General features: G+C 70.0%; 21 protein-coding genes. 9 read left to right on the top strand and 12 right to left on the bottom strand.

What is annotated here, in order from left to right; translation table 11 throughout:
- The first annotated feature begins 112 nt into the window (after window positions 1–112).
- Genes SACCYDRAFT_RS04740 through SACCYDRAFT_RS04730 form a run of 3 tightly spaced genes read left to right on the top strand, consistent with a single transcriptional unit; the run spans window position 113 to window position 3872 of the window.
- On the top strand, window positions 113–1723 hold the full coding sequence (locus SACCYDRAFT_RS04740; RefSeq protein WP_005454083.1) for a prenyltransferase/squalene oxidase repeat-containing protein: 1611 nt from the start codon (window positions 113–115) through the stop codon (window positions 1721–1723).
- Window positions 1720–2979 carry a cytochrome P450 gene (locus tag SACCYDRAFT_RS04735; protein ID WP_005454081.1) on the top strand — a complete coding sequence of 420 codons (1260 nt, stop codon included), beginning with the start codon at window positions 1720–1722 and terminating at the stop codon, window positions 2977–2979. The genes SACCYDRAFT_RS04740 and SACCYDRAFT_RS04735 overlap by 4 nt, the downstream gene beginning before the upstream one ends.
- Window positions 2967–3872 (top strand): UbiA family prenyltransferase, encoded by a 906-nt coding sequence (locus SACCYDRAFT_RS04730; RefSeq protein WP_005454079.1) that lies wholly within the window; start codon window positions 2967–2969, stop codon window positions 3870–3872. The genes SACCYDRAFT_RS04735 and SACCYDRAFT_RS04730 overlap by 13 nt, the downstream gene beginning before the upstream one ends.
- A gap of 12 nt (window positions 3873–3884) precedes the next feature.
- On the opposite strand, the gene SACCYDRAFT_RS04725 is transcribed toward SACCYDRAFT_RS04730, so the two are convergent.
- Complete coding sequence (locus SACCYDRAFT_RS04725; RefSeq protein WP_043536158.1) at window positions 3885–4697, bottom strand: SAM-dependent methyltransferase; 813 nt, start codon at window positions 4695–4697, stop codon at window positions 3885–3887.
- Between the two features lie 300 nt (window positions 4698–4997).
- Between SACCYDRAFT_RS04725 and SACCYDRAFT_RS04720 the strand changes: the two genes are divergently transcribed.
- The gene (locus SACCYDRAFT_RS04720) at window positions 4998–5840 is read left to right on the top strand and encodes a phosphoribosylaminoimidazolesuccinocarboxamide synthase (RefSeq protein ID WP_005454075.1); all 843 of its coding nucleotides are present in this window, start codon (window positions 4998–5000) and stop codon (window positions 5838–5840) included.
- A gap of 6 nt (window positions 5841–5846) precedes the next feature.
- Here SACCYDRAFT_RS04720 and SACCYDRAFT_RS04715 read toward each other — a convergent pair whose 3' ends face one another.
- Entirely contained in the window at window positions 5847–6137 is a 291-nt protein-coding gene (locus tag SACCYDRAFT_RS04715) for a DUF3040 domain-containing protein (protein WP_005454073.1), read from the bottom strand.
- Between the two features lie 23 nt (window positions 6138–6160).
- Window positions 6161–6706, bottom strand: a complete 546-nt coding sequence (locus SACCYDRAFT_RS04710; protein ID WP_043536156.1) for a DUF1360 domain-containing protein — start codon at window positions 6704–6706, stop codon at window positions 6161–6163.
- A 146-nt stretch (window positions 6707–6852) separates the two neighbouring features.
- Between SACCYDRAFT_RS04710 and SACCYDRAFT_RS04705 the strand changes: the two genes are divergently transcribed.
- Window positions 6853–8004: an AI-2E family transporter gene (locus SACCYDRAFT_RS04705; RefSeq protein WP_005454069.1), complete on the top strand. Its 1152-nt coding sequence runs from the start codon at window positions 6853–6855 to the stop codon at window positions 8002–8004.
- A 7-nt stretch (window positions 8005–8011) separates the two neighbouring features.
- Here the strand turns inward: SACCYDRAFT_RS04705 and SACCYDRAFT_RS04700 are convergent, their stop codons facing one another.
- The 8 genes from SACCYDRAFT_RS04700 to SACCYDRAFT_RS04665 form a co-directional block, all read right to left on the bottom strand.
- The gene (locus SACCYDRAFT_RS04700; RefSeq protein WP_005454067.1) at window positions 8012–8452 is read right to left on the bottom strand and encodes a hypothetical protein; all 441 of its coding nucleotides are present in this window, start codon (window positions 8450–8452) and stop codon (window positions 8012–8014) included.
- Between the two features lie 30 nt (window positions 8453–8482).
- A complete protein-coding gene (locus SACCYDRAFT_RS04695) occupies window positions 8483–9415 on the bottom strand; it encodes a universal stress protein (protein WP_005454065.1) in 933 nt (310 codons plus the stop codon).
- The gene (locus SACCYDRAFT_RS04690; RefSeq protein ID WP_005454064.1) at window positions 9412–9975 is read right to left on the bottom strand and encodes an SPW repeat domain-containing protein; all 564 of its coding nucleotides are present in this window, start codon (window positions 9973–9975) and stop codon (window positions 9412–9414) included. The genes SACCYDRAFT_RS04695 and SACCYDRAFT_RS04690 overlap by 4 nt, the downstream gene beginning before the upstream one ends.
- Entirely contained in the window at window positions 9972–10343 is a 372-nt protein-coding gene (locus SACCYDRAFT_RS04685; RefSeq protein ID WP_005454062.1) for a hypothetical protein, read from the bottom strand. Before SACCYDRAFT_RS04685 ends, SACCYDRAFT_RS04690 begins: the two co-directional genes overlap by 4 nt.
- A gap of 113 nt (window positions 10344–10456) precedes the next feature.
- Window positions 10457–11266 carry a carbohydrate ABC transporter permease gene (locus SACCYDRAFT_RS04680; RefSeq protein WP_005454060.1) on the bottom strand — a complete coding sequence of 270 codons (810 nt, stop codon included), beginning with the start codon at window positions 11264–11266 and terminating at the stop codon, window positions 10457–10459.
- Window positions 11263–12192, bottom strand: coding sequence for a carbohydrate ABC transporter permease (locus SACCYDRAFT_RS04675; RefSeq protein WP_005454056.1), 930 nt, complete (start codon window positions 12190–12192; stop codon window positions 11263–11265). The genes SACCYDRAFT_RS04680 and SACCYDRAFT_RS04675 overlap by 4 nt, the downstream gene beginning before the upstream one ends.
- Window positions 12189–13550 carry an ABC transporter substrate-binding protein gene (locus SACCYDRAFT_RS04670; protein ID WP_005454054.1) on the bottom strand — a complete coding sequence of 454 codons (1362 nt, stop codon included), beginning with the start codon at window positions 13548–13550 and terminating at the stop codon, window positions 12189–12191. The genes SACCYDRAFT_RS04675 and SACCYDRAFT_RS04670 overlap by 4 nt, the downstream gene beginning before the upstream one ends.
- Window positions 13551–13553: 3 nt before the next feature.
- The gene (locus tag SACCYDRAFT_RS04665) at window positions 13554–14552 is read right to left on the bottom strand and encodes a zinc-dependent alcohol dehydrogenase family protein (RefSeq protein WP_005454052.1); all 999 of its coding nucleotides are present in this window, start codon (window positions 14550–14552) and stop codon (window positions 13554–13556) included.
- Window positions 14553–14680: 128 nt separating this feature from the next.
- Here SACCYDRAFT_RS04665 and SACCYDRAFT_RS04660 point away from each other — a divergent pair, with 128 nt between their 5' ends.
- From SACCYDRAFT_RS04660 to SACCYDRAFT_RS04645, 4 genes are all read left to right on the top strand, one after another.
- Entirely contained in the window at window positions 14681–15664 is a 984-nt protein-coding gene (locus tag SACCYDRAFT_RS04660) for a sugar-binding transcriptional regulator (protein ID WP_005454050.1), read from the top strand.
- A 286-nt stretch (window positions 15665–15950) separates the two neighbouring features.
- Entirely contained in the window at window positions 15951–17417 is a 1467-nt protein-coding gene (locus tag SACCYDRAFT_RS04655; protein WP_005454044.1) for a PQQ-dependent sugar dehydrogenase, read from the top strand.
- Complete coding sequence (locus SACCYDRAFT_RS04650; protein WP_005454042.1) at window positions 17414–18376, top strand: LamG-like jellyroll fold domain-containing protein; 963 nt, start codon at window positions 17414–17416, stop codon at window positions 18374–18376. The genes SACCYDRAFT_RS04655 and SACCYDRAFT_RS04650 overlap by 4 nt, the downstream gene beginning before the upstream one ends.
- 96 nt (window positions 18377–18472) lie before the next feature.
- Window positions 18473–19417 (top strand): pseudouridine synthase, encoded by a 945-nt coding sequence (locus SACCYDRAFT_RS04645; protein ID WP_005454040.1) that lies wholly within the window; start codon window positions 18473–18475, stop codon window positions 19415–19417.
- Window positions 19418–19445: 28 nt separating this feature from the next.
- Here the strand turns inward: SACCYDRAFT_RS04645 and SACCYDRAFT_RS04640 are convergent, their stop codons facing one another.
- Window positions 19446–21929 carry a DNA gyrase/topoisomerase IV subunit A gene (locus SACCYDRAFT_RS04640; RefSeq protein WP_005454038.1) on the bottom strand — a complete coding sequence of 828 codons (2484 nt, stop codon included), beginning with the start codon at window positions 21927–21929 and terminating at the stop codon, window positions 19446–19448.
- Window positions 21930–21948 lie beyond the last annotated feature (19 nt).

The raw sequence follows: 21948 nt of genomic DNA, 5'->3' as shown, positions 1-21948 counted from the left end.
TCCGTTCGGACCAAGATCGTTCCGCGCTCCGGGGAACGGTGCTACGTTCGGTGCCCGGTCGATTACCCGATCTTGAAACAACCGAACCGAAATGGCTGCCGAGGAGTGCCGCATGACACCCCGTGTGTCCTGGTCGGACCGTACGGCCGAGACAGTACGAACCCTGCTCACCGACATGGCCGCCGACGTGAACGGGCAGTACGAACCGTGCGTCTACGAGACCGGGCGACTCGTCACCCTGGCGCCGTCGCTGCCGCACCACCGGCAACGGGTGGAGTTCCTGTTGCGCACGCAGCGGGGCGACGGCCGCTGGGGCGGTCCGGGTGAGTACGACGTCGTCACCACCCTGAGCGCCACCGAGGCACTGCTCGTCGAACGACGACGGCCGGGCGCCGGCCCTGCGGTCGCGCAGGCGGCCGACCGCGGTGTGGAGGCCCTGTCCCAGCGGCTGGCGCAGGCCGACTCGTTGCCGGACACCGTCGCCGTGGAACTCGTCGTGCCCGCGTTGCTCTCCGAGATCAACGCGCACCTCGCCCGCCTCGGGCGTGCGCCGTTGCCCGAACCCGCGGGCACGCGGCCCGACCTGCTCGACGCCGTACGCGGTGCGCTGGCACAGGGGCACGAGCTGCCCGAGAAGCTGTGGCACTCGCTGGAGCTGTTCGGACCGGCCGCTCGCGGCGCCGCCTCCGTGCGACCCGTCGACGGCCGCCTCGTGGGATGTTCCCCCGCGGCCACGGCGGCGTGGCTGGGTGACGACGTGCTGCGGGAAGGACGAGACCCCGGTGTGGCGTACCTGCTGTCGGTGCAGCACGAGAACGGCGGGGTGCCCGTCGCCGCGCCGCTGACGCTGTTCGAGCGATCGTGGGTGCTGTGCACGCTGCTCGAAGCCGGGGTGCCGCTCACGGCTCCGCAGCCGGTGATGCGGGAGCTCGTCCAGAGCCTGCACGACGCGTTCGGCGACGACGGCGCGGCCGGAGGCCCCGGTCTGCCCGTCGACGTCGACGACACGGCGGTCGGGTTGCACGCCCTGGCCCTGCTCGGCAGCCCCCGCTCACCGGACTGCCTGCGACAGTTCCACCGAGGCGACCACTTCTTCTGCTTCCCGGAGGAACGCACCCCCTCCACCAGCGCCAACGCCCACGTCGTGCAGGCGCTGGGCACGCTGCTCGCCCTGCCGCCGGACACCTCTCCCCTCAGCGACGCACAAAGGCGGTGGTGCACCGACGACCTCGCCACCGTGGTGCGGTGGCTCGTCGAGAACCAGCATCCCGACGGGTACTGGACGGACAAGTGGCACGCCTCCCCCTACTACGCCACCGTCTGCTGCGTGGCCGCGCTCGCCCGCCACGGCGGTGCGGCAGCGCGGGAAGCCCTGGATCGCGCCGTCGACTGGGTTCTCACCTCCGAACGCGAGGGCGGCACCTGGGGCCGGTGGTTCGGCACCCGCGAGGAGACCGCGTACGCGGTGCGGGCGCTTCTCACGGCCGGTGAGCCGGACAGCGAACCCGTCGCACGAGCCGCCGCACGCGGGGCGCGCTACCTGCGCGATCACTGGTCGGACGAGCGGGAGCACCCGCCACTGTGGCACGACAAGGACGTCTACACGCCCACCCGCATCATCCGCACGGAGATGCTGGCGAGCCTCCACTCGGCGCACACCGATCCGCGCACCGCACCGCTGCTGGCCGACTCCGACCTGCCGGTACCGACGGGATCGGCATGAACCGCACCGAGTTGCGGATGGCGCTACGGACACTGCCGTTCCTGGACGCCCACCGCACCGACCCGGCGCGGCACGTCCGGCTGGCGGACGACCCGCCGAAGCTGCTCGTCTGGGAGCCCGAGACGATCGGCTGGCTGTTCGGCTCGGACCCCGAACTCGATCACCCGGGCAGCCGCAGCCTCAAACCGCTGTTCGGCGACCACTCACTGCTGTGGGTCGACGGACCCCGGCACGCCGCCTACCGGAAGTTGCTCGGCCCACCGTTGCGCGGCCGTCGCCTGGCGGCCTACACGCCCCTGGTAGCCGACACCGTGCACGAGGCGGTGGACGCGCTGCGCGTGGGACAGACCGTGGCGCTGGCCGACTGGACCAGGCACGTCGCCCTGCGGGTCATCGCCCGGCTCGTACTCGGCGACGTGGACGACCGCACCGGCGAGGTCCTCGACGACTTCACCACCTGGATCGACGACGCACTCGGCTCACGGCCCCGCACCCTGGCGCATCGCTTCCTGCGAGGCGGACTGCCCCGGTCCGGACCGGAACTGGATGCCCGGCTCGTGGAGTGGGCGCGTTCGGGGCGAGGGCACGAACCCCCGACGCTGGGCTCGCTGTTGCTGGACGCCGAGGGCCCGCTGGCCGGACTCGGCGGCGGCGATTCGGACGACCTCCGAGATCAGCTCGTGTCGTTGTTGTTCGCCGGGCACGAGACCACGGCGTCGGCCGCGGCGTGGACCCTGTACTGGCTGGCTCGCGACGAGTCGTTGCGCCGTGACGTCCTCGCCGAGCTCGACGCGACCACCGACGACGCGCCCGCGGCCTCGGCGGTGCCCCTGCTCACCGCCGTGATCTCCGAGGCACTCCGACTGGCGCCCCCGGTGACGGTCGCCGAGAACCGGCGCCTCCGCGGTCCCGCCCGGCTTCTCGGCCGGACGCTGCCCGCCGGAACGACCCTGACGACGAGCATCTACCTCGCCCACCGGCAGGACGACACGTTCGCCCGGCCGCTCAGGTTCGACCCCACCAGGTTCCTCGACCACAAGTTCTCGCCGGCGCACTACCTGCCGTTCGGCGGCGGCAGCAGGCGGTGCCTCGGCAGCCAGCTCGCCATGCTGGAGCTGCGTCTGATCACCGCGACGGTGTTGCGGCGACGGGAGTGGCGTCTCGTGAACCCGTCGGCGGGGAGGTTGCAACTGCGGGGCCACGCGATGGCACCGTCGTCCCGGCTTCGCATGCGGGTCACGGCATGCCGCGACTGACGGTGCGGGAGCTCGCGGCCGTGCACCGGCTGGAGTTCCCGTTCTGGCTCAACACGTTGTGCCAGGCGCTGTGGGGCGTGTGCTTCGCCGCGGCGGCGCCCGCGGACGTGCTGACCTGGCCCGCGCTGGCCGCCGTCACCGCCGCCGTACTGCTCATGGAGGCGGGGCTGGTGCTCAACACCGCCGCCGATCTCGACAGCGACTCCCGCCATGCCGAGCGTTCCCGGCTCTCCTCTGCCGCACACCGGCTCGGCAGACGGGGCGCGCTACGGCTCGCCGCGGGTGAAGCCGTGGCGGGACTGCTGCTCGCCCTCGCGGTGTCCCTCCATATCGGACACTTCATCGTGCTGCTGGGCGCGGTGGGCACGCTCGCGGCCCACGTCCTCTACAACGTCGAGCCTGCGCGCCTGAAGTCACGCGGGCTCGCGGGCGCCGTGGTGTTCGCCTGCGGGGCCGTCGCACTGCCGTGCCTGCTCACGCACGCCGCACTGCGTCCCGACGTGCCCGCGTCGACCGCTCTCGTGTTCACCGGGCTGACCGCGCTGGCCGCGGGACGGGTGGTGTGGTGGTCGGTCCCCGACCGCGACGCCGATGCCGCGGCGGGCCAGCGAACGACGAGTGTGCGGCGCGGTGCCGCCGGTGCGCTCCACGTGGCCTGCCTGCTGCTGTCGGCCGGTCTCGCGGTGCTCGGGTGGGGACTGTGGTGGTCCGGTGGAGTGGTCGCGGTGGCCGTGGGCGCGGCGGGACACGCGGTGTTCACCGGATCGGCCGTCGTGCTGAGCCGCCGCGTCTCGGCGGGGGCCCCGGTGAGTTCCACGAGGCTGCGCAGGACCGTCATGCCGGTGGTGCTGGCGGCCGACCTGGCGATCGTCGGCGTGGCGCTGTCGGCGTGACCTCGCCGAAGGTCAGTTCTTCCTTCCGACACCCGCGTACATGCGCACCTCGTTCGGGTTACGCACCGTCTCCTCGTCCGGGCCGGGACGCCACAACGGTGCGGGCACCACACCCGGCTCGACGATGTCGAGGCCGGTGAAGAACTCCGCGACCCGCTCCTGGGAACGCAGGCTCACCTCGGGGAACCGTCCGAACCTCAGGCTTTCGAAGATCCGGAAACCCTTGAGCACCTGGTCGTCCTCCCCGAAGTGGGAAACGGCCAGGTAACTGCCCGGCGGCATGGCCGCCACCCACGAGGACACGAGTCCCTCCGGGTCCTCGGAGTCGGGCACGTGCAGCAGCAGTTCGGTCATCAGCACCGCGAACGGCGTGGCCGGGTCGAGCACCGCGCGCACGTCGCGGTGGTCCAGCACACCGGCGACGTCGCGGCAGTCCGCCACCACGAACCGCGTGTTCGCCGAGCCCTCGAGAAGTTCCGCGCTGTCGGCCGCGATCGAGTCGTCGGCGTCCACGTACACCACCCGGCACGCGGGGTCCACTTCCTGCGCCACGTGGTGCACGTAGCCCTGATCGGGCAGACCCGAACCGAGGTCGAGGAACTGGGTCACGCCCTGCTCCGCGAGGTAACGCACCTGGCGCTGGACGAGCGAACGCTGCGCACGGACGAGGTAGGGGATGTGCGGACAGCACAGTTCGATACGCCGCGCCATCTCGCGGTCGCCGGCCTCGTGGCGGTCACCGTTCAGCCAGAAGTTCCTGATGCGGGCGATGTTGGGCACGACCGCGAAGGTCGCCCCGTCCGGGTTCAGTGCTCCCTGGGGCATTGCCACTTCCGAGCACGCCTCCTCAAGATCCATCGGCGCCACGCACGCCGAGGTTTCGGTCCTCCGACCCGACATCGGAAATCCTACTGGCCGGAAACTCTTCACGTATCCGGACGAACGCGCTGTGTCACGATCACGGAAAACGCGCACTTTCCCTGAAACAGGCGGAAAAACGCGGCTGTGATTCCACAGTGGCGCGTCGTGCCGCGCCACTCCGCGTCAGTCCACAATGGCGTAAAGTGATCTGCGGCACAGTCCCAGAGTGCGGCCCTGGCGGCCCCGTTCCGGGGGCCAACTACGATGGCGGCCGTGAAACACCTGCATGCGGGCAAGGTCCGCGACCTGTACGAGGACCGAGGTGAGTTGTTGCTCGTCGCCTCCGACCGCGTGTCGGTGTACGACGTTCCGCTGCCCACTCCCATCCCCGACAAGGGCGCCCTGCTCACGCAACTGTCGGTGTGGTGGTTCGAGCGGTTCGGTGACCTCGTGCCCAACCACCTCGTCTCGGCCACCGACGTCCCCGCGGAGTTCGCGGGCCGGGCCGTGCGCTGCCGCCCACTCAGCATGATCAAGGTCGAGTGCGTGGCGCGGGGCTACCTCACCGGCTCGGGGCTGACCGAGTACCAGCGTTCGTCCACCGTGTGCGGTGTTCCGCTGCCCCCGGGCCTCGTGGAGGGCAGCAAGCTGCCCGAACCGATCTTCACGCCCACCACCAAGGCCGACTCCGGCCACGACCTGCCGATCACGTTCGACGATGTCGTCGCGCAGGAGGGCCGCGACACCGCCGAACGACTGCGCGAACTGACACTGCGCATCTATCGCGAAGGCGCCGAGTACGCGGCCGAGCGCGGCATCATCGTGGCCGACACCAAACTGGAGTTCGGCTGGGACGCCGACGGCGAACTCACGCTCGCCGACGAGGTACTGACCTCCGACTCCTCCCGCTTCTGGCCCGCCGACGAGTGGGAACCCGGCCGGCCGCAGTACTCGTTCGACAAGCAGTACGTGCGCGACTGGGCCACCTCGACCGGTTGGGACAAGACCCCGCCGGGACCGGCCGTCCCGGACGAGGTGGTGGAGGCCACGCGGCAGCGCTACATCGACGTGTACGAGCGGCTCACAGGCCGAACCTGGAGTTCCTGACGCGTCCTACTCCAGACGCCGGTGCCGGGGCGGCGTGTCGTTCCACCGCGTGACATGCAGGCACGCCGCCGCCGCGAGGCACACCGCCCCGAAGAAGATCAGCCCGAAGTTGAGCGTCGCCGCGCCCAGCACGACGAGGAAGACCGCCAGGGCGTCGATCGTGTACCGCAGGGTACGGGAACGTGCCCAACCGCCGGGACCGCCGACCTGACCGAGCGCCCTGGCAAGGTGCGGATCGTCGCGCTCGAACCACTCCTGTATCTGTTCCAGCCTCCGCCGTTCGTAGTGGCTCAGCATGGCGTACTCCCGAAAAAAGACGCTCAGTCGTCGTTGGCCTTCGCCCCGGCGGCGTGCAGGAGCTGCTTGCTCCCGTCGTAGCCGAGCTGAAGCAGGTCCGATACCGCGACAGCGGTGAGCATGGTGTTCACCAGCCGGGTCATCCTCGGTGCGAAGACGAGACCGGCCGTCAGAGCGGTCGCCACCCACACCGAAAGGCAGAAGGGGCACGTCACGAGCTCGCCCACGGCGTGCCGCACCCCGTGTCCCCGCACCGACTCGTTGAGCTCGGCCTCGCCCGCCGGCTCGGAGTAGGTGGTGAACGGCGCCCTCAGCGGGCTGGTGACGGCGTCCTTCGCGAACAGGCGGCTCGCCTTGTGCGTCGCCACGGACAGCAACACCGTGTCAGCGACGCTCACCCTCTCGGGCAACCGCACGCGCCTGGCACGCCCCAGCACCGTCAACGCCGCCGTGCCGACCGCGTACGCCGCCATCGCGCCCGCGTAGCCACCCAGCGGTCGTGACGCCGAACCCTCGTATCGGCTGCGCGTCCTCCGCGCTCGCCGAAGTGCCTTCGTCACCGGGCCCATGCCGCTGGGCTACCCCGTTCCGGCGATGACAAACGGTCACCGCAACCGGCGTCGCGCACTCGGTTGGGCACTGGTTTTGATCTCCCCGGCAGCGGTTACCCGGCCCGAAGGTCAACGAGCTCACCGGTGGCGTCGCTGGAGGTGCCATGTCCGAGCCCGCCGTGAGGTTCACCTCCGGCACGCTCCGCCGCGCGGCCGTCGTCGCCGCCCAGCTTCTCGTGCTGTTCGCGGCGCTCTGGGCGTTGCGAAACGTCACCAAGCACCTGAGTTACGTCCTCATCCCACTGTTCACGGCGTTGCTGCTGACGGCGATGCTGGAGCCCGTCGTCGGATGGCTCACCAAGCGCCGCTGGCCACGCTCCCTCGCCGTGCTCGCCGCGCTCGTGCTGGGGCTCGTCGTCGTGGGAGGTCTCGTCACCTTCGTGGTGTTCTCGATCATCGACTCCTACGACGAGCTGCGCCTGCGGGTACTGGAGAGCATCGAACGAGTCGAGTCCTGGTTGGCGCAGGGTCCCTTCCCCCGCAGCGGTGAACTGCTGGGCCGGGTGCAGGAGTGGCTCGGCGGCAACCAGGGCCAGGTGCTCACCCAGGCGCTCACGGCGTTCAGCACCGTGGGGACGTTCCTGGTGGGCCTCGTGATCGCCGTGGTGTTGTTCATCATGTTCCTCTACGCGGGGCCACGGCTGTGGGCGGCGACGCTGCTGCCGTGGCGGCCCAGCACCCGCGTCGTCGTGGACGACGCCGGGCGCCGCGCCTACCGCGGCGTCGTGCTGTACGTGCGTGTGACGGCACTCGTCGCCCTCATCGACGCGCTCGGCATCGGCATCGGTCTCGCGGTGGTGGGGGTGCCACTCGCCGTACCGCTCGCGGCACTGACGTTCATCGGCGGCTTCATCCCGTACGTCGGTGCCGTGGTGTCGGGCTTCCTCGCCGTGGCCGTGACGCTCGTCAGCAACGGTCTGGTGGCGGCGCTCATCATCCTCGGCGTGGTACTGGCGGTGCAGCAGCTCGAAGGTCAGGTGCTGCACCCTCTCCTGCAGGGCAGCTTCAGCAACCTGCACCCCGCCGTGGTGCTCGTGGCGCTGGTGATCGGGGGCGCGGAAGGGGGCATCGCCGGTGCGCTGTTCGCGGTGCCCGTCGTGGCGGCGGTCCGGGGCGTGGTGCTCGCCGTGGCCGAACACCACGCGGCACGGGAGAGAACGGAGGAACAGACCGAGCCGGAAACCGGAACCGGAACCGGGCCCGACACCGGGTCGAGAGCCGGCGACGCCGGTGGCTCCGAGCGCGGCCAGCGCTGATGGCGGTTCACGCCAGGCGTCGCGTCTCCTCCACGCGGCGAGCGATGGCCATCTCCACGGCGTTGAGCAGCAGGTAGGTGGTGGAAGCCGCGAACGAACCGACAAGCCACGCCGCCGTGACGGGCAACCAGGCACCCGCCGCGGCCGTCGCGCCCAGGGCCACACCCACCGACAGCACCCCGATGGAGCTTCCCAGCGCGACCACCTTCGTCTTCTCCTCGCCACCGAGCGAGCGGCGGAACACGTTCGTGGCGACCGCCTCCACGACGAGGAAACTGAGGACCGCGCCGAGGGCGAACAGCATGATCTGCAGCGGGTTCGGTGACGAGTGCTGTGCCGACAGCATGGCCAGCGAACAGGTGATCATCACCGAGTAGCCGAAGGCCCCCGAGTTGTTGCGCAGCGACGTCCGGACTTCCTTCACGTACAGATCCGGTGTGGCAGCCATGATCCCGACCCCTCCTCGAATCCCCGTTGCTCAGTGCGCGTCGACGGACTCGTCGTCCTCCACCCTGCTGCGCAGCACCGCGACGGGGCAGGGCGCGTGGTACAGCACGGCGTGGCTCACCGAACCCAGCAACGCCCTCGTCACCGGTCCCCGGCCGTGGCTGCCGACCACCAGAAGTCGTGCGCCCTCTCCACGTTCGAGCAACGCGTGCGTGGGCCGGTCGGTGACGGACTCCCACGCCACCGCCACGTCCGGGTGCCTGCCCGCGGCCTGCTCGACCTCCTCCCTCGCCGCTTGCTGGACGGAGTCGTCGACGTGGTAGAGCCCGGCCTGCGCGGGTGGCGCGGTGGCGTAGACGTCCAGCGGCCAGTCCGTCCACGAGTGCACGGCCCGCACCGCGACGCCGTGCCGTTCGGCGAAGGCCAGCGCGAACTCGATGGCCCTGGCACTCGTACCCGAACCGTCCACGCCGACCACCACGGGTGCCTCCGGCGGCGCGGGTTCGCCCCGCACCACCACGAGCGGTTGCGGCAGGAACCTGGCGAAGTAGGCCACCGTGGACCCGAGCAGCATCCGCGACAGCGCGCCGCGGCCGGACGCGCCCGCGACCACCATGGCAGGCCCGACCTCGTCCGCCAGCTGCGTCACCGTGACCTCCGGTGCGCCGTCGGGCATGGCCGTCAGCACCGTCAGTCGCGGGTACAGCGACCGGCAGTCCTCGGCGACCCGGGCCAGCTCCTGCCGGGTGCTCTCGATGACGTCCCGGGCTTCGAGGTTCTCCGCCGCCACCTCCCCCCGGGTACGCGGCGGGTCCCATTCCAGCGACCACACGATCACCAGTGGACGTTGCCGGGCGGCGGCCTCCCCCGCGGCCCACCACACGGCCCGGCGGCCGCCTTCGGAGCCGTCGAAGCACGCCAGTACCGCGTCCCGCGCGTCCCCGGCCGGCCACGCCTCCGTCATGCGGACTCCTGCTCGGTGGCCCTGGCCCGGCTGCCCCATCGCGCGCCGAGCACGAGCGCGGCGACCGACAGCGCCATCACCACGGCGCCCACGACGACGTCGTTGGTCATGGCCGCACCGGCCTCACCGCCACGGTAGTCGAGCGCGAACGGCGCGATGATCAGCAAGGCACCCACGACCAGCGCGGCCCAGCCCGCCCACGCCGCCCGAAACGGCGACACCGCCTTCGCGCCACCGAACACGGCGAGCAACACACCGGCCACGATGTCCGGCACGGCGGAGCCGACGCCGAGGACCGTGGAGGGCTGGTCGATCAGCCAGGAACACACGACGAGCCACACGCCGGCGAGGAACACGATCGCCGCCGGAAGCCCTGCCAGGACGTCCCGGTAGGGAACCGGGGACGTCGACGAAACCTCACGCTGTCCCTGGGGCACCGCGGACGGGTTGGCGTACGGCGGACGCATGCCCTGCCACGGGCCGGTGTTGTCCTCCGGTGCGAGCGGGTGGACGGGCTCCTCCGGCGGTGCGGCCCTCCTGCGGAGCTGGTGCCGAGTCACGTTGAGCCTCCTTCGACGAGGTCGGCGTCATCGACGACGAGCGGCGTCCCCTGCATACAGGTGGTGGCCATTTCGGGCCGCAACGTGCCACGCACGGCGATCTCCACACCCGGCCGCACGTCGGGCCCGGCCTCCAGCAGCAGGTACTCCCGCCCGCCGGTCGCCAGCACCAGGCAGTTCGGCTCCACCCCGCGCGTGACGGTGCCGCGCAGTGTCACCTCGGCACCCTCCGGGGCTTCGGGAGCCGGCTGCTCGGGTGTGGTCGCGGGCGGGCGATCCGGGGACGGCCCTTCCGGCCCGCCATCCTCGGAGCATCCGGCGAGGCCCACGGCCGTGAGCGCGAGTACCACCACGACGATTCCGCGCACGGCCGCTCACCTCCCGTTGCTCGACGCGACCACGGCGACGCCCACCGGATTCCCGGACCTCGGCGCGATCAACCCTCCACACCGAGGTCGGCCGAGGTTCCGCACCTTCGCTCCTACTTCACCGCGCCCATCGACAGGCCCCGGACCAGGTGCTTCTGCGCGATCCAACCGATGATCATCACCGGCAGGGAGGCGAGCAGCGCGGCGGCGGACAGCTGCGCCCAGTACAGGCCCTCACTCGTGATGAAGCCCGACAGGAACACCGGCACCGTGCCCGCGCGGGCGGCCGTGAGGTTGATCGCGTAGAAGAACTCCGTCCACGCGAAGATCACGCAGATCAGTGCCGTCGCCGCGATGCCGGGCGCCACCACGGGGAGCACCACGCGGCGCAGCAACGTCGGCAACGAGGCCCCGTCGATCCTCGCCGCCTCGATCATCTCCTTGGGCACCTCCAGCAGGAACGACCGCATCATCCACACCGCCAGCGGCAGGTTCATCGCGGTGTAGAGGATGACGAGCGCCCACACGTGGTCGAGCAACCGCACGTTCTGCGAGATGACGTAGAGCGGAATGATCGCGGCCACGATCGGCAGCATCTTCGTCGACAGGAAGAACCCGAGCACGTTCTCGGTTCGCTTGATCGGCGCGAGCGACAGCGCGTACGCGGCGGGAATGCCGAGCAGGAGCACGAACACCGTCGAGAGCACCGTCACGAACGCCGAGTTGGCGAGATACGGCAGGAAGCCGCGCTCGACGACCCCGGCGAACTGTTCCCAGGTCGGCGTGAACACCACCGACGGCGGGTCGGTGTAGGCGTCGGCCTCCCGCTTGAACGCCGTCACCACCATCCACACCACGGGGAACACGAACAGGATCGCCACCAGCCACGTGAACGCGGTCAGCGACGCGCGAGAAAGCTTCACTTCACGCCTCCGCTCACGTCGAACGACCGGAACATCAGGCGCAGGGCGAACGTGGCGACCACCAGGGTCAGCACCACCACGATGACACCCATCGCCGACGACTGGCCGATGTCGAAGCCCTCGAAGGCCCGTTGGTAGATGTAGAACGGCAGGTTGGTGCTCGCCGTGCCGGGGCCACCCTGGGTCATGAGGTAGATCGCGTCGAACGAGTTGACGATGTAGATCGCACCGAGCAACGCCGCCAGTTGCAGGTATCTGGCGAGCTGCGGCAGCGTCACCGAAGCGAAGGTGCGCCACCGTCCCGCGCCGTCCATCTGCGCCGCCTCCAGCACCTCCTTCGACTGTGCCTGGAGACCGGCGAGGATCAGCAGCGTCATGAACGGCGTCCACTGCCACACGATCTGCGCCATCACCGACGCCAACGGGAACTCCGACAGCCAGTCGACCTCCGCGCCGAACACGAAGTTCACCAGCCCGTACGTCGGGTCGAACATCGTGGTCTTCCACAGCAGCGCGCCCGCCGCGGGAAGGATGAGGAACGGCGTGATGATCAGCGTCCGTACTATCGCCCTGCCCGGGAACGCCCTGTCGAGCAGCAGGGCCAGACCGAGGCCCAGCAACATCGACACGAACACGCACACCACCGTCAGCAGCAGCGTGTTGAGCATCGCGCCCCGGAACTGGCTGTCGGTCAGCACGTCGACGTAGTTGTCGAACCCCACGAAGTGCTGCGAGCCCGGCCGCACCAGGTTCCACGACTGGAACGAGTAGATCACGGTCAGCAGGAACGGCACCTGCGTCACCGCGATGGTGAACACGAGCGCGGGCAGCAGCGGCGCCCGGCGCTTCCACGGGTTCTCCCTGCGCCGTGGCCGTCCCGGTGTCGGCGGCGGGGTGGTGGTCTTCTCTGCCAGTGTCGTCGTCATCGGGTCTCCCGGTACGACTCGCCGACGGTCTCGGCATAGGACTGGGACTGCCGCAACGCCTCGTCGACGGTCTGCTGCCCGGCGATGGCGGCGGAGATCTGCTGACTCACCCTGGTGCCCAGGTCCTGGAACTCCGGGATGCCGACGAACTGGATGCCGTCGTAGGGCACGGGACGCGTCATGGTGTCGTCCTGGTTGGCGTGGCGGATACCGTCGAGCGTCGCGTCGGCGTAGGCGCTCGCGGCCTGCCGGTACTCGGGAATGTCGTACGTCGACTGACGGCATCCCGGTGGCACACGGTTCCACCCGAGCTCCTCACCGACCAGGCGCACGTAGTCCTTGTCGGTCATCCAGCTCAGGAACTCCCAGGCGAGGTCGGCGTTCTCCGTGCTCGCCGGAATCGCCAGCGCCCACGTGTAGAGCCAGCCGCTCGCCTCCGTGTCGGCGACCGGAGCGGGAGCGTAGCCGGACTTGCCGACGACCTTGCTGCTGGCCGGGTCCTCGTTGGTGCCCGCCATGACCGTCGCGTCGTACCACATCGCCGCCTGCCCCTGCGTGTACCGCGTCCCGCACTCGGAGAACCCCGCGCTGGACGCGCCCACCTCACCGTGCTCCCGCACCAGGTCGACGTAGAACTGCGTAGCCGCACGGAACTCCGGCGACGTCAGTTGCGCGTTCCAGTTCTCGTCGAACCACCGCCCGCCGAAGGTGTTCACCACCGTGGTGAGCGGTGCGAGGCTCTCGCCCCACCCGGGCTTGCCACGCAGGCAGATCCCGGCGATGCCCGCCTCGTCGTCGTCCAGCACCGCGGCGAACTCGGCGATCTGCTCCCACGTCGGGCGCTCCGGCATCGTGAGCCCGGCGGCGGCGAAGAGGTCCTTGCGGTAGGCGAGGAACGACGACTCGCCGTAGAACGGCACCGCGTACATCGATCCCTCGTACGACAGCGAGTCGCGGATGCTGGGAATGAAGTCGTCGGCGTCGTAGTCCGGGTTCGCCTCCAGGTACGGGCCCAGGTCGGTGAGCCAGCCGTTGGCCGCCCACTGCGGCGTCTCGTAGTTACTGATCATCACGATGTCGAACTCGCCGCCCTGTGTGGCGGTCGACGCCGTGATCTTCGCCCTCGCCTGGTTCTCCGGCAGCGACACGAACTTCAGCTCGACACCGTGTTCGCGCTCGAAGCGGTCGGACAACGCGATGGCGTCGTTCATCTGCGGGTTGGCCACGATGGCGATGACGAGAGACCGCCCGCCGGCCCCGAGCGCGCCCGCCCCCGCGCACCCGGTGACGGTGAGCAGCACGGCCAGCAGGAGCAGGGGCACGCGGCGCCGTCGACGTCCGCCCGGTGCTCGCAGCATCGCTCACTCTCCTCCCGGAACGACCTGGATCTTCAGTCCCGTACCGCCGCGCATGAGATCGAGCGCGTCGGCGAACCGCTCCAGCGGCAACGAGTGCGTCACCAGAGCGTCGGTGTCGACGGCGCCGCTCGCGACGAGATCGAGCGCCGCACCGTAGCTGTGCAGCACCGCCATCGATCCCACGACGGTGATCTCGTCGTTGTAGATGCGGAACGGTGACAGCGACACGCGGTCCGCCTCCGGCGCGACCCCGAACACCAGCAGCCGCCCACCCCTGCGCAGCCTGTCGAACGCCGCCTCGATCGCGGGGACCACGCCGGTGCAGTCCACCGCCGCGTCGAACGTCTCGCCGTCCAGCTCCGCCGCGTCGCCCGCGACGGCGGCGGCGCCCAGGGACTTCGCCCTCAGCAGCCGGTCCGTGTTGCGGTCGACCACGGTGACGTGGGCGCCCGCACGCTGCAGCAGTTGCTGCATGATCAGGCCCATCGTGCCCGCGCCCATGACGAGGAACCGCTCCCCCGCCTCCACACCGATCCGCCGGACGCCGTGGACGGCGCAGGAGACCGGCTCCACGAGGGCGCCCTGCGCGTAGGTCATGTCGTCGGGCATGCGGTAGCAGGTGGCCGCGGGCACGGCGACGTACTCGGCGAACGCCCCGTCGACGGTGTCGCCCGTGGCTCCCCAGTTGGCGCAGAGGTTGCCGTGTCCGGCCCGGCAGGGGCCGCAGTGGCCGCAGAACAGCGAGGGGTCGACGGCCACCCGGTCGCCGACCGCCCAACCGCCGGGCACGTCCGGGCCCAGCTCCACGATCTCGCCCGCGAACTCGTGCCCCGGCACGATGGGATAGGGCGTCGGCGGGAAGTGGCCGTCGGCGATGTGCACGTCGGTGCCGCAGATGCCGCACGCACCCACCTTCACCACCACGTCCCGTGGCCCGGGCTTCGGGTCCGGCACGTCCCCGACCCTGATGGTTCCGGGTTGGTCCACGACAGCGGCACGCATACAAGCCCACCTTTCTCGCGCTCATACGAGCATGTGAAGCCACGTCTTGTCTCAGATGTGCAGGCATTGAACGATCCCGCAGCCATTCTCGTCAACATCGGGACGAAAACCGCCGCTATAGTGCTCATGTGAGCGCACGGAACCGTTCCTGGTCGTTACTCGACACCGTCGAGACCGCAACCATCGCCCACCGCTTCTACGTCCGGGGCGAATCGAAACTGGACATCGCGAAGGACATGGGCATGAGCCGGTTCAAGGTCGCCCGACTCCTCGACAAAGCCCTGGAAACAGGCCTCGTAAGGATCGAGTTCTCACTGCCGGAACCCGTCGAGGTCGGGCTGTCCGAAGAACTGCGTGCCGCGTACGGGCTCCGCAACGCCTTCGTACTCGAACGAGCGGAGAAAGCCGAGTCGCGCCCAGAACTCCGCCAGCGCATCGGCGCGCTCGCCGCGCGGTTGCTGTCGGACATCGCCACCGTCGACGACGTCATCGGCCTGTCCTGGGCGCGTTCGGTGAACGTCATGACCGAGCACATCCGCACGCTGCCACGCTGCCCGATCGTCCAACTGTGCGGGGTGCAGGCGGGAATGGACCGGCGCGACCGGTCGGTGGAGACGGTGTCCCGGCTCGCGGGTGTGTCAGGCGGCGAGGCGTACCCCATCTACGCGCCGCTCGTACTGCCCGACCGGCGCACCACCGACATCCTGCGCAGGCAACCGGGCATCGTCGAGACGTTCCGCCGCTATCGCGACCTCACCAAGGCAGTGGTGAGCATCGGCGCGTGGCGCGAAGGTGAGTCCACTGTGTACGACGCACTGTCACAGGCCGAGCGCGACTCCATCACCCGCCGGGGCGCGACGGCGGAGGTGGCGGCGCGCCTGTTCGACGCCGACGGCAACGCGCTCGACACCGGACTCTCGCACCACGTCCTGGCCATCAGCCACGAAGAACTCCGGCGAGTTCCGGAGGTGATCGCCCTCGGCTACACCATCCCCAAGGCCGAGGCCGTCGACGCCGTCCTGCGCTCGGGTACCGTGACCACGCTCGTCACCGACCACGACACGGCCCGCCGGGTCCTCGACCTGGCGGAACAACGCCCGCCGTCCCCCTGACGCCGTGTCCGCGGGCTGCGCACGCGTGTCCGCACTTCTCGCACGTCACCGCAGCGAACAGCCGCTTCCGCCGCCGAACCCGGGCACAGGGCCCGACGCGGCCCGCCGTGCCGGTTCATGAACGACGGACACACCGACACGGACTGCAAACACGCGTACAAGAACCGCGGACACGGCCTGTTCCGGACTTCTCCGGATCTTGCCCTGTCCGCGATCACACCGGTACTCTGTGCAGTCGTGCACGCGTGAAAGCGCTTTCACACCGCCATCACAGCGAGGTGAGCGAATGCCGAAGCTCGGACGACGAACCCTGACCGCCACCTCTGCGGCCGCCCTTCTCACGGCAGTCCTCCTGCCACAGGCGAGCGCGCAGACCGACGAACCGATCGCCGACCCCCTGCCCGACGCGAAGGTCTCCGGCCTGGGCATCACGGTCGAGAAGCTGTTCACCCTCCCGGAGTCGGAGCCGGAGGTTCCCCCGACCGATCCGCGCATCCAGCGCTGGGCCCGGATCAACTACCTCGGCGAGATCCCCGACGGCTCCGGCCGGTTCTACGTGCCCGACCTCAACGGTCCGATGTACGTGATCGACGACGGAGAGATCCACGAGTACCTCGACCTCAAGGCCGAGTTCGCCCCGGAGTTCTGGGCGAGCCGGGGCATGGGCAGCGGGGCTGGCTTCATCACGTTCCACCCGGACTTCGAGGAAAACGGCAAGGTCTACACCGTCCACACCGAAGCCCGTGACGCACTGACCGACGAGGAGCCGGACCTGCCGAACCGGCACGAATCCGTGGTGCAGAGCGTCGTCACCGAGTGGACGGCCGACGACCCGTCCGCCAACACGTTCAGCGGCACCCAACGCGAGATCCTGCGCCTGTCCTTCCCCACGTTCATCCACGCGATCCAGCAGATCGACTTCAACCCCACCGCCGAGCCCGGCGACCCGGACTACGGGCTGCTCTACATCGCCGCGGGCGACGGCGGCGCGGGCGTCTACAGCGACGTCCCACAGGACCTCTCCGTGCCGGCGGGCAAGATCCTGCGCATCGACCCGCTGGGCGAGGGCAGCGCGAACGGCGAGTACGGCATCCCGAGATCGAACCCGTTCGTCGGCCGCGACGACGCGTTGGGCGAGATCTACGCCTACGGCCTGCGCGACCCACACCGGTTCAGCTGGGACACCCGCACCGGCAAGATGTACCTGGGCAGCATCGGGCAGCACCAGGTCGAGTCGATCTACGAGGTGCGCAGGGGCGACAACTTCGGCTGGAGCGACCGCGAGGGGCCGTTCGTCTACAAGTGGGACTCCGAGGGGTGCGCGGTCTACCCGTTGCCGCCGGACGACCGTCGCCACGGCTACACCTACCCCGTCGCGGCGTACGACCACGACGCGCCGGCGGGCTACTGCAGCGACGTGGGCCGTGCGGTGATCGGCGGCTTCGTCTACCGCGGTGACGACGTGCGGCTGCTGCGGGGCAAGTACCTGTTCGGTGACGGCGTCGACGGCCGGCTGTTCTACACGGACGCGCACCAGATGCGCCGGGGCGTGAAGGACCACACGGACCTCGCCACGCTCTACTCGATGCGCATCTACGACACCGACGGTGACGTGCTGACGATGCAGGACCTGGCCGGTGACGAGCGGGTGGACCTGCGGTTCGGCACGGATGCCGAGGGGGAGCTCTACATCCTCTCGAAGGCCAACGGCACGGTCTGGAAGGTGACCGGGGCACAGTGGAGGAGGCCGTGAGAACCCCCAAGCGCGGCGCGCTCGCGCTGACCGTCGCGTTGGGCGCCGCCTCCGTCCTGCCGGGAATCGCTCAGGCGGTTCCCGGTGGCGGTCCCGGCTCGGAAGCCGTGTTCCCTCCACTGCGAACGGCGCTCGTGGCTCACTACGACTTCGAGCACCCGACGCCCGGCGACGCCGCGACGGAGGTCGACCTCGGTCGCTCGGGCACGACGTTGGAACTGGTCAACGGTGGTGCCGACATGCGGGTCCGCGACGGCGCGCACCCGGGTAGCCGCCGCTCTCTCCAGACCCGGCAGGTCTCCCCCACCGAGGCGGGCAACGACGACTGGAAGGCCGGGGTGTTCGACGCGGACGGTGTCGAGAGCCTCCGCGCCTTCAGCGGGGCCACCGAAGCCACGGTCTCGGGCTGGGTGAAGGTGACCGGAGACCTCCCTGCCCCGAACTCGACGACGCCCGAGGAGGGCGACCGCTACAACGCCGTGGGCCTGGCCGGTGTGCTCTCGGGGGACTCGGACGGCCACGGGGTCCGGGCCCTCCTGGAGCTCATCCAGGTGGACGGCGAGCTGCGGCTCGTCGCTCTGGGCCGCCGGGTCGACGGCGGGGAGTCGCAGACGTTCGCCGCGTCGCAGGACTGGCGGAGTCTGCTGCCCCGGAACGAGTGGGTGTTCCTGACCGCGACGTTCGACTTCGACGACGGGACGATGGCACTCTACCGCAACGGACGTCCGCTGCCGGGGTTCTACACCCGCGACGACGACCCGTGGGACACCGAGGGTGCCCCGGAGCCCGACCGGACGTCGGACGCCGCACCGCGCGGTATCAAGATCGGAGGGAGCTTCCCCCAGAACAACGCGGAGCGCAATCCGTGTGACTGCCGGTTCGACGGTCTCATGTTCTTCGACCGGGCGCTGTCGCCCGCCGAGGTGCGCATGCAGTACCACTGGATGAACCGACGCTGAGAGCAGCCAGCTGCCGTCCCGACGAGACGCCGCGGTCCGTGCCCGTGACCTGTGGGCACGAGGGTGTCGGGGCGGCACCCGGCTACAGTGCGGGCCATGAGACGTGCGCGCAGACCGCCTTCTCCCCTGCCGCAGCGCGACGGGCTCGACGCCGCCCGCATCCGGCTTCCCGCGCAGGGGCCGTGGGAGACGGTGCGCGACTACCTGGTGCGCAAACTGAACCGACTGCCGCCCGAACGCATCGACGAGATGCTCCGGCAGGAGCGTTTCGTCACACTCGACGGGCCGATCGCACCGGACGCGAAGTTCCTGCCGAACACGCTCGTCTGGTTCCACCGTGAGCTGCCCGACGAGGTGCCGGTTCCGTTCGAGATCGAGGTCGTGTACTCCGACGACGACATCGTCGTGGCCGACAAACCGCACTTCCTCGCCACCACCCCGCGCGGCGGTCACGTGCGGCAGACGGCGCTGGTGCGCCTGCGCCACGCCCTCGGATTCCGGGATCTCGCTCCGGTGCACCGGCTCGACCGCGTCACCGCAGGCCTGCTGCTGTTCGTGACCCGGCGAGAGCTGCGCGCGCCGTACCAGCAGCTCTTCCAGCGACGGCTGGTGCGCAAGGAGTACGAGGCGGTCGCGCCGTACGACCCGAGTCTGGAGCTGCCGCGCACGGTGCGCAGCCACATCGTCAAGAAGCGTGGCGTGCTCACCGCCAAGGAGGTGCCGGGACCACCCAACGCCGAGACGCACGTGGAACTGCTCGACCACGCCGACGGTCTCGGCCGGTACCGGCTGCTGCCCACCACCGGCCGCACCCACCAGCTCCGAGTGCACATGACGAGCCTGGGTGTGCCGATCCTCGGCGACACCTTCTATCCCGAGGTCCGTGAAACCGCCCCCGACGACTTCACCCGGCCGCTCCAGCTCCTCGCCAGAGCGCTGGAGTTCGACGACCCGGTCACGGGAGAACGTCGCCGCTTCGAGAGTCGGCGGGAGCTGGCGGCGTGGTCGGACCACCCGGCGTGGCTGTCCGGGCGGGCGTGATCGGCCCGTCCGGACAGCCCGGACACCGTCAGGGCCGTTCGATCTGACGGCCCACCACGTCCGGTCCGGGGTGTGCGGCTCCGGAGCCGTCCCGCCTCAGGTCCACTTCGGGCAGCTCGACGGCCTCGCCCCTCTTCGACGACCCCACGGGCCGGGGTCCGATCCACGCGAGCACGAGTTGCCTCTCTCCCTTGAGGAAGCGGTGTGCGCGCACCCCGCCGGTCGCCCGTCCCTTGGTGGGGTACTCCGCGAACGGCGTGACCTTCACCGTCTCACCGGTGGCCGTCACCACCATGGGTTCGCCGTGCTCGGTGTCATCAGTGCGCACGGCGCCGAAGAACACCACTTCGGCGTCCTTGCCCAGGTTGATGCCGGCGACGCCACCGCCACGCAACCCCTGGGGCCGCACGAGCGAAGCTTCGTACCTCAGCAGCGCCGCCTGGGACGACACGAACGCGAGCGTCTCGTTTCCGTCGGTGAGCCACGTGGCGCCGACGATCTCGTCACCGTCCTTGAGGCTGATGACGTCGAACTCGTCGGCGCGCACCGGCCAGTCGGGCGCGCAGACCTTCACCACACCCTGCCGGGTGCCGAGGGCGAGGCCCGGCGAACCCTCCGCCTGCTCGCCGAGCGGCGCGAGTCCCACCACCTTCTCGTCACCTTCCAGGGGCACGAGTTCGCGCACGGTCATCCCCCCGCGCAGAGACACGGTGCCGGACGACTGCGGCAGCACGGGAAGCGGCAACACGTCGGTCTTGAACGCCCGGCCGCGGTTGGTCACCAGCAGCACCTGTCCCCGGGCCGTGGTGTGCACCATCGCGGAGATCACGTCGTGCCTCGCCCGGCCGCTGCGCCTGCGGCCCTCGACGGCCTCCTCCGACTCGGCCGCCGTTCTGGCGACGAGCCCGGTGGCCGACAGGATCACCTGGCACGGGTCGTCGGCCACTTCGAGCGGGCCCGCGGGCTTGGACGCCTCCAGCACCTCCTTGAGGTCGCCGTCGACCAGCGACGTGCGACGCGGGCTGGAGAACTCCTTGGCCACCGCGGCGAGTTCCTTCGAAACGACCCGCTTGAGCACCTTCTCGTCGTCGAGGATCGCCGTCAGCTCCGCGATCTCCTCGCGCAACCTGTCCTGTTCGGACTCCAGTTCGAGCTTGTCGTACTTGGTGAGCCTGCGCAGCGGCGTGTCGAGGATGTAGGTGGCCTGGATCTCGGAGAGCTTGAACCGCTTCATGAGGCCGTCCTTGGCGGCCTGCGCGTTCTCACTGCCCCGGATCAGCTTGATGACCTTGTCGATGTCGAGCAGCGCGACGAGCAGGCCCTCCACCAGGTGCAGGCGCTCCTCGCGCTTGCGGCGGCGGTAGCGCGTGCGCCGCGTGACGACCTCGTACCGGTGGGAGAGGAAGACCTCGAGGAGTTCCTTGAGCCCGAGCGTGCGCGGCTGGCCGTCGACCAGCACGAGGTTGTTGATGCCGAAGGACTGCTCCAGCGGCGTGAGCCGGTAGAGGTCGGCGAGCAGGGCCTGCGGGTTGACGCCGACCTTGCACTCGATCACGAGCTTCGTGCCGTTCTCGCGGTCGGTGAGGTCCTTGACGTCGGCGATGCCGGTGAGTCGCTTGGTCTTGTTGACCTCGTCGGTGATGCGTTCGATCACCTTCTCCGGACCGACCCCGTAGGGCAGTTCGGTGACGGTGATGCCCTGCCTGCGGCTGCCCTCGAGGGGGCCGGTGGTGACCTTCGCACGCATCCGCACGACGCCCCGCCCGGTCTCGTACGCCTTGCGTACCTGGTCGAGCCCCAGCAGTTGCCCACCCGTGGGCAGGTCGGGACCGGGGACGAACTCCATGAGCTTGTCCAGCGAGGCGTTCGGATGGTTGATGAGCCACCGCGCGGCGGCCACGACCTCGCCGAGGTTGTGCGGGATCATGTTGGTGGCCATGCCGACCGCGATGCCGGACGTGCCGTTGACCAGCAGGTTCGGGAAGGCGGCGGGCAGCACCGACGGCTCGGTCAGCGATCCGTCGTAGTTCGCCCGGAAGTCGACGGTGTCCTCGCCCAGCTCACCGACGAGCAGCATGGCCTCGGGCGACATGCGGGCTTCGGTGTAACGCGAGGCGGCCGGGCCGTCGTCCGGGCTTCCGAAGTTGCCGTGCCCGTCCACGAGCGGCACGTTCATCGAGAAGTCCTGCGCGAGCCGCACCATGGCGTCGTAGATGGCCGTGTCGCCGTGCGGGTGGTAGCGGCCCATCACGTCGCCGACCACGCGCGACGACTTCACGTACGCGTGGTTGGGCCGGTAACCGTTCTCGTGCATCGAGTAGAGGATGCGGCGGTGTACCGGCTTGAGGCCGTCGCGCGCGTCGGGCAGCGCGCGGGAGTGGATGACCGAGTACGCGTACTCCAGGTACGAGTCCTCGATCTCGGTCTTCACCGGGTTGTCGAAGACCCGCGCGCCCGCCTGGTCGAAGGCCGATGGGTCGACGCGGGTGGTCGGGTTCTTGCGCCGTGCCATGACTTAGTCGTCGCTTCCT

The sequence above is a fragment of the Saccharomonospora cyanea NA-134 genome (assembly GCF_000244975.1).
GTDB classification, from domain to species: domain Bacteria; phylum Actinomycetota; class Actinomycetes; order Mycobacteriales; family Pseudonocardiaceae; genus Saccharomonospora; species Saccharomonospora cyanea.
This window is presented reverse-complemented; position numbering and strand designations above follow the sequence as displayed.

Bases quoted from the DNA above. Each gene is read 5' to 3' on its own strand.
- SACCYDRAFT_RS04740 (WP_005454083.1), top strand. From the start codon at position 113: ATGACACCCCGTGTGTCCTGGTCGGACCGTACGGCCGAGACAGTACGA.
- SACCYDRAFT_RS04735 (WP_005454081.1), top strand. From the start codon at position 1,720: ATGAACCGCACCGAGTTGCGGATGGCGCTACGGACACTGCCGTTCCTG.
- SACCYDRAFT_RS04730 (WP_005454079.1), top strand. From the start codon at position 2,967: ATGCCGCGACTGACGGTGCGGGAGCTCGCGGCCGTGCACCGGCTGGAG.
- SACCYDRAFT_RS04725 (WP_043536158.1), bottom strand. From the start codon at position 4,697: ATGCCCCAGGGAGCACTGAACCCGGACGGGGCGACCTTCGCGGTCGTG.
- SACCYDRAFT_RS04720 (WP_005454075.1), top strand. From the start codon at position 4,998: ATGGCGGCCGTGAAACACCTGCATGCGGGCAAGGTCCGCGACCTGTAC.
- SACCYDRAFT_RS04715 (WP_005454073.1), bottom strand. From the start codon at position 6,137: ATGCTGAGCCACTACGAACGGCGGAGGCTGGAACAGATACAGGAGTGG.
- SACCYDRAFT_RS04710 (WP_043536156.1), bottom strand. From the start codon at position 6,706: ATGGGCCCGGTGACGAAGGCACTTCGGCGAGCGCGGAGGACGCGCAGC.
- SACCYDRAFT_RS04705 (WP_005454069.1), top strand. From the start codon at position 6,853: ATGTCCGAGCCCGCCGTGAGGTTCACCTCCGGCACGCTCCGCCGCGCG.
- SACCYDRAFT_RS04700 (WP_005454067.1), bottom strand. From the start codon at position 8,452: ATGGCTGCCACACCGGATCTGTACGTGAAGGAAGTCCGGACGTCGCTG.
- SACCYDRAFT_RS04695 (WP_005454065.1), bottom strand. From the start codon at position 9,415: ATGACGGAGGCGTGGCCGGCCGGGGACGCGCGGGACGCGGTACTGGCG.
- SACCYDRAFT_RS04675 (WP_005454056.1), bottom strand. From the start codon at position 12,192: ATGACGACGACACTGGCAGAGAAGACCACCACCCCGCCGCCGACACCG.
- SACCYDRAFT_RS04670 (WP_005454054.1), bottom strand. From the start codon at position 13,550: ATGCTGCGAGCACCGGGCGGACGTCGACGGCGCCGCGTGCCCCTGCTC.
- SACCYDRAFT_RS04665 (WP_005454052.1), bottom strand. From the start codon at position 14,552: ATGCGTGCCGCTGTCGTGGACCAACCCGGAACCATCAGGGTCGGGGAC.
- SACCYDRAFT_RS04655 (WP_005454044.1), top strand. From the start codon at position 15,951: ATGCCGAAGCTCGGACGACGAACCCTGACCGCCACCTCTGCGGCCGCC.
- SACCYDRAFT_RS04645 (WP_005454040.1), top strand. From the start codon at position 18,473: ATGAGACGTGCGCGCAGACCGCCTTCTCCCCTGCCGCAGCGCGACGGG.
- SACCYDRAFT_RS04640 (WP_005454038.1), bottom strand. From the start codon at position 21,929: ATGGCACGGCGCAAGAACCCGACCACCCGCGTCGACCCATCGGCCTTC.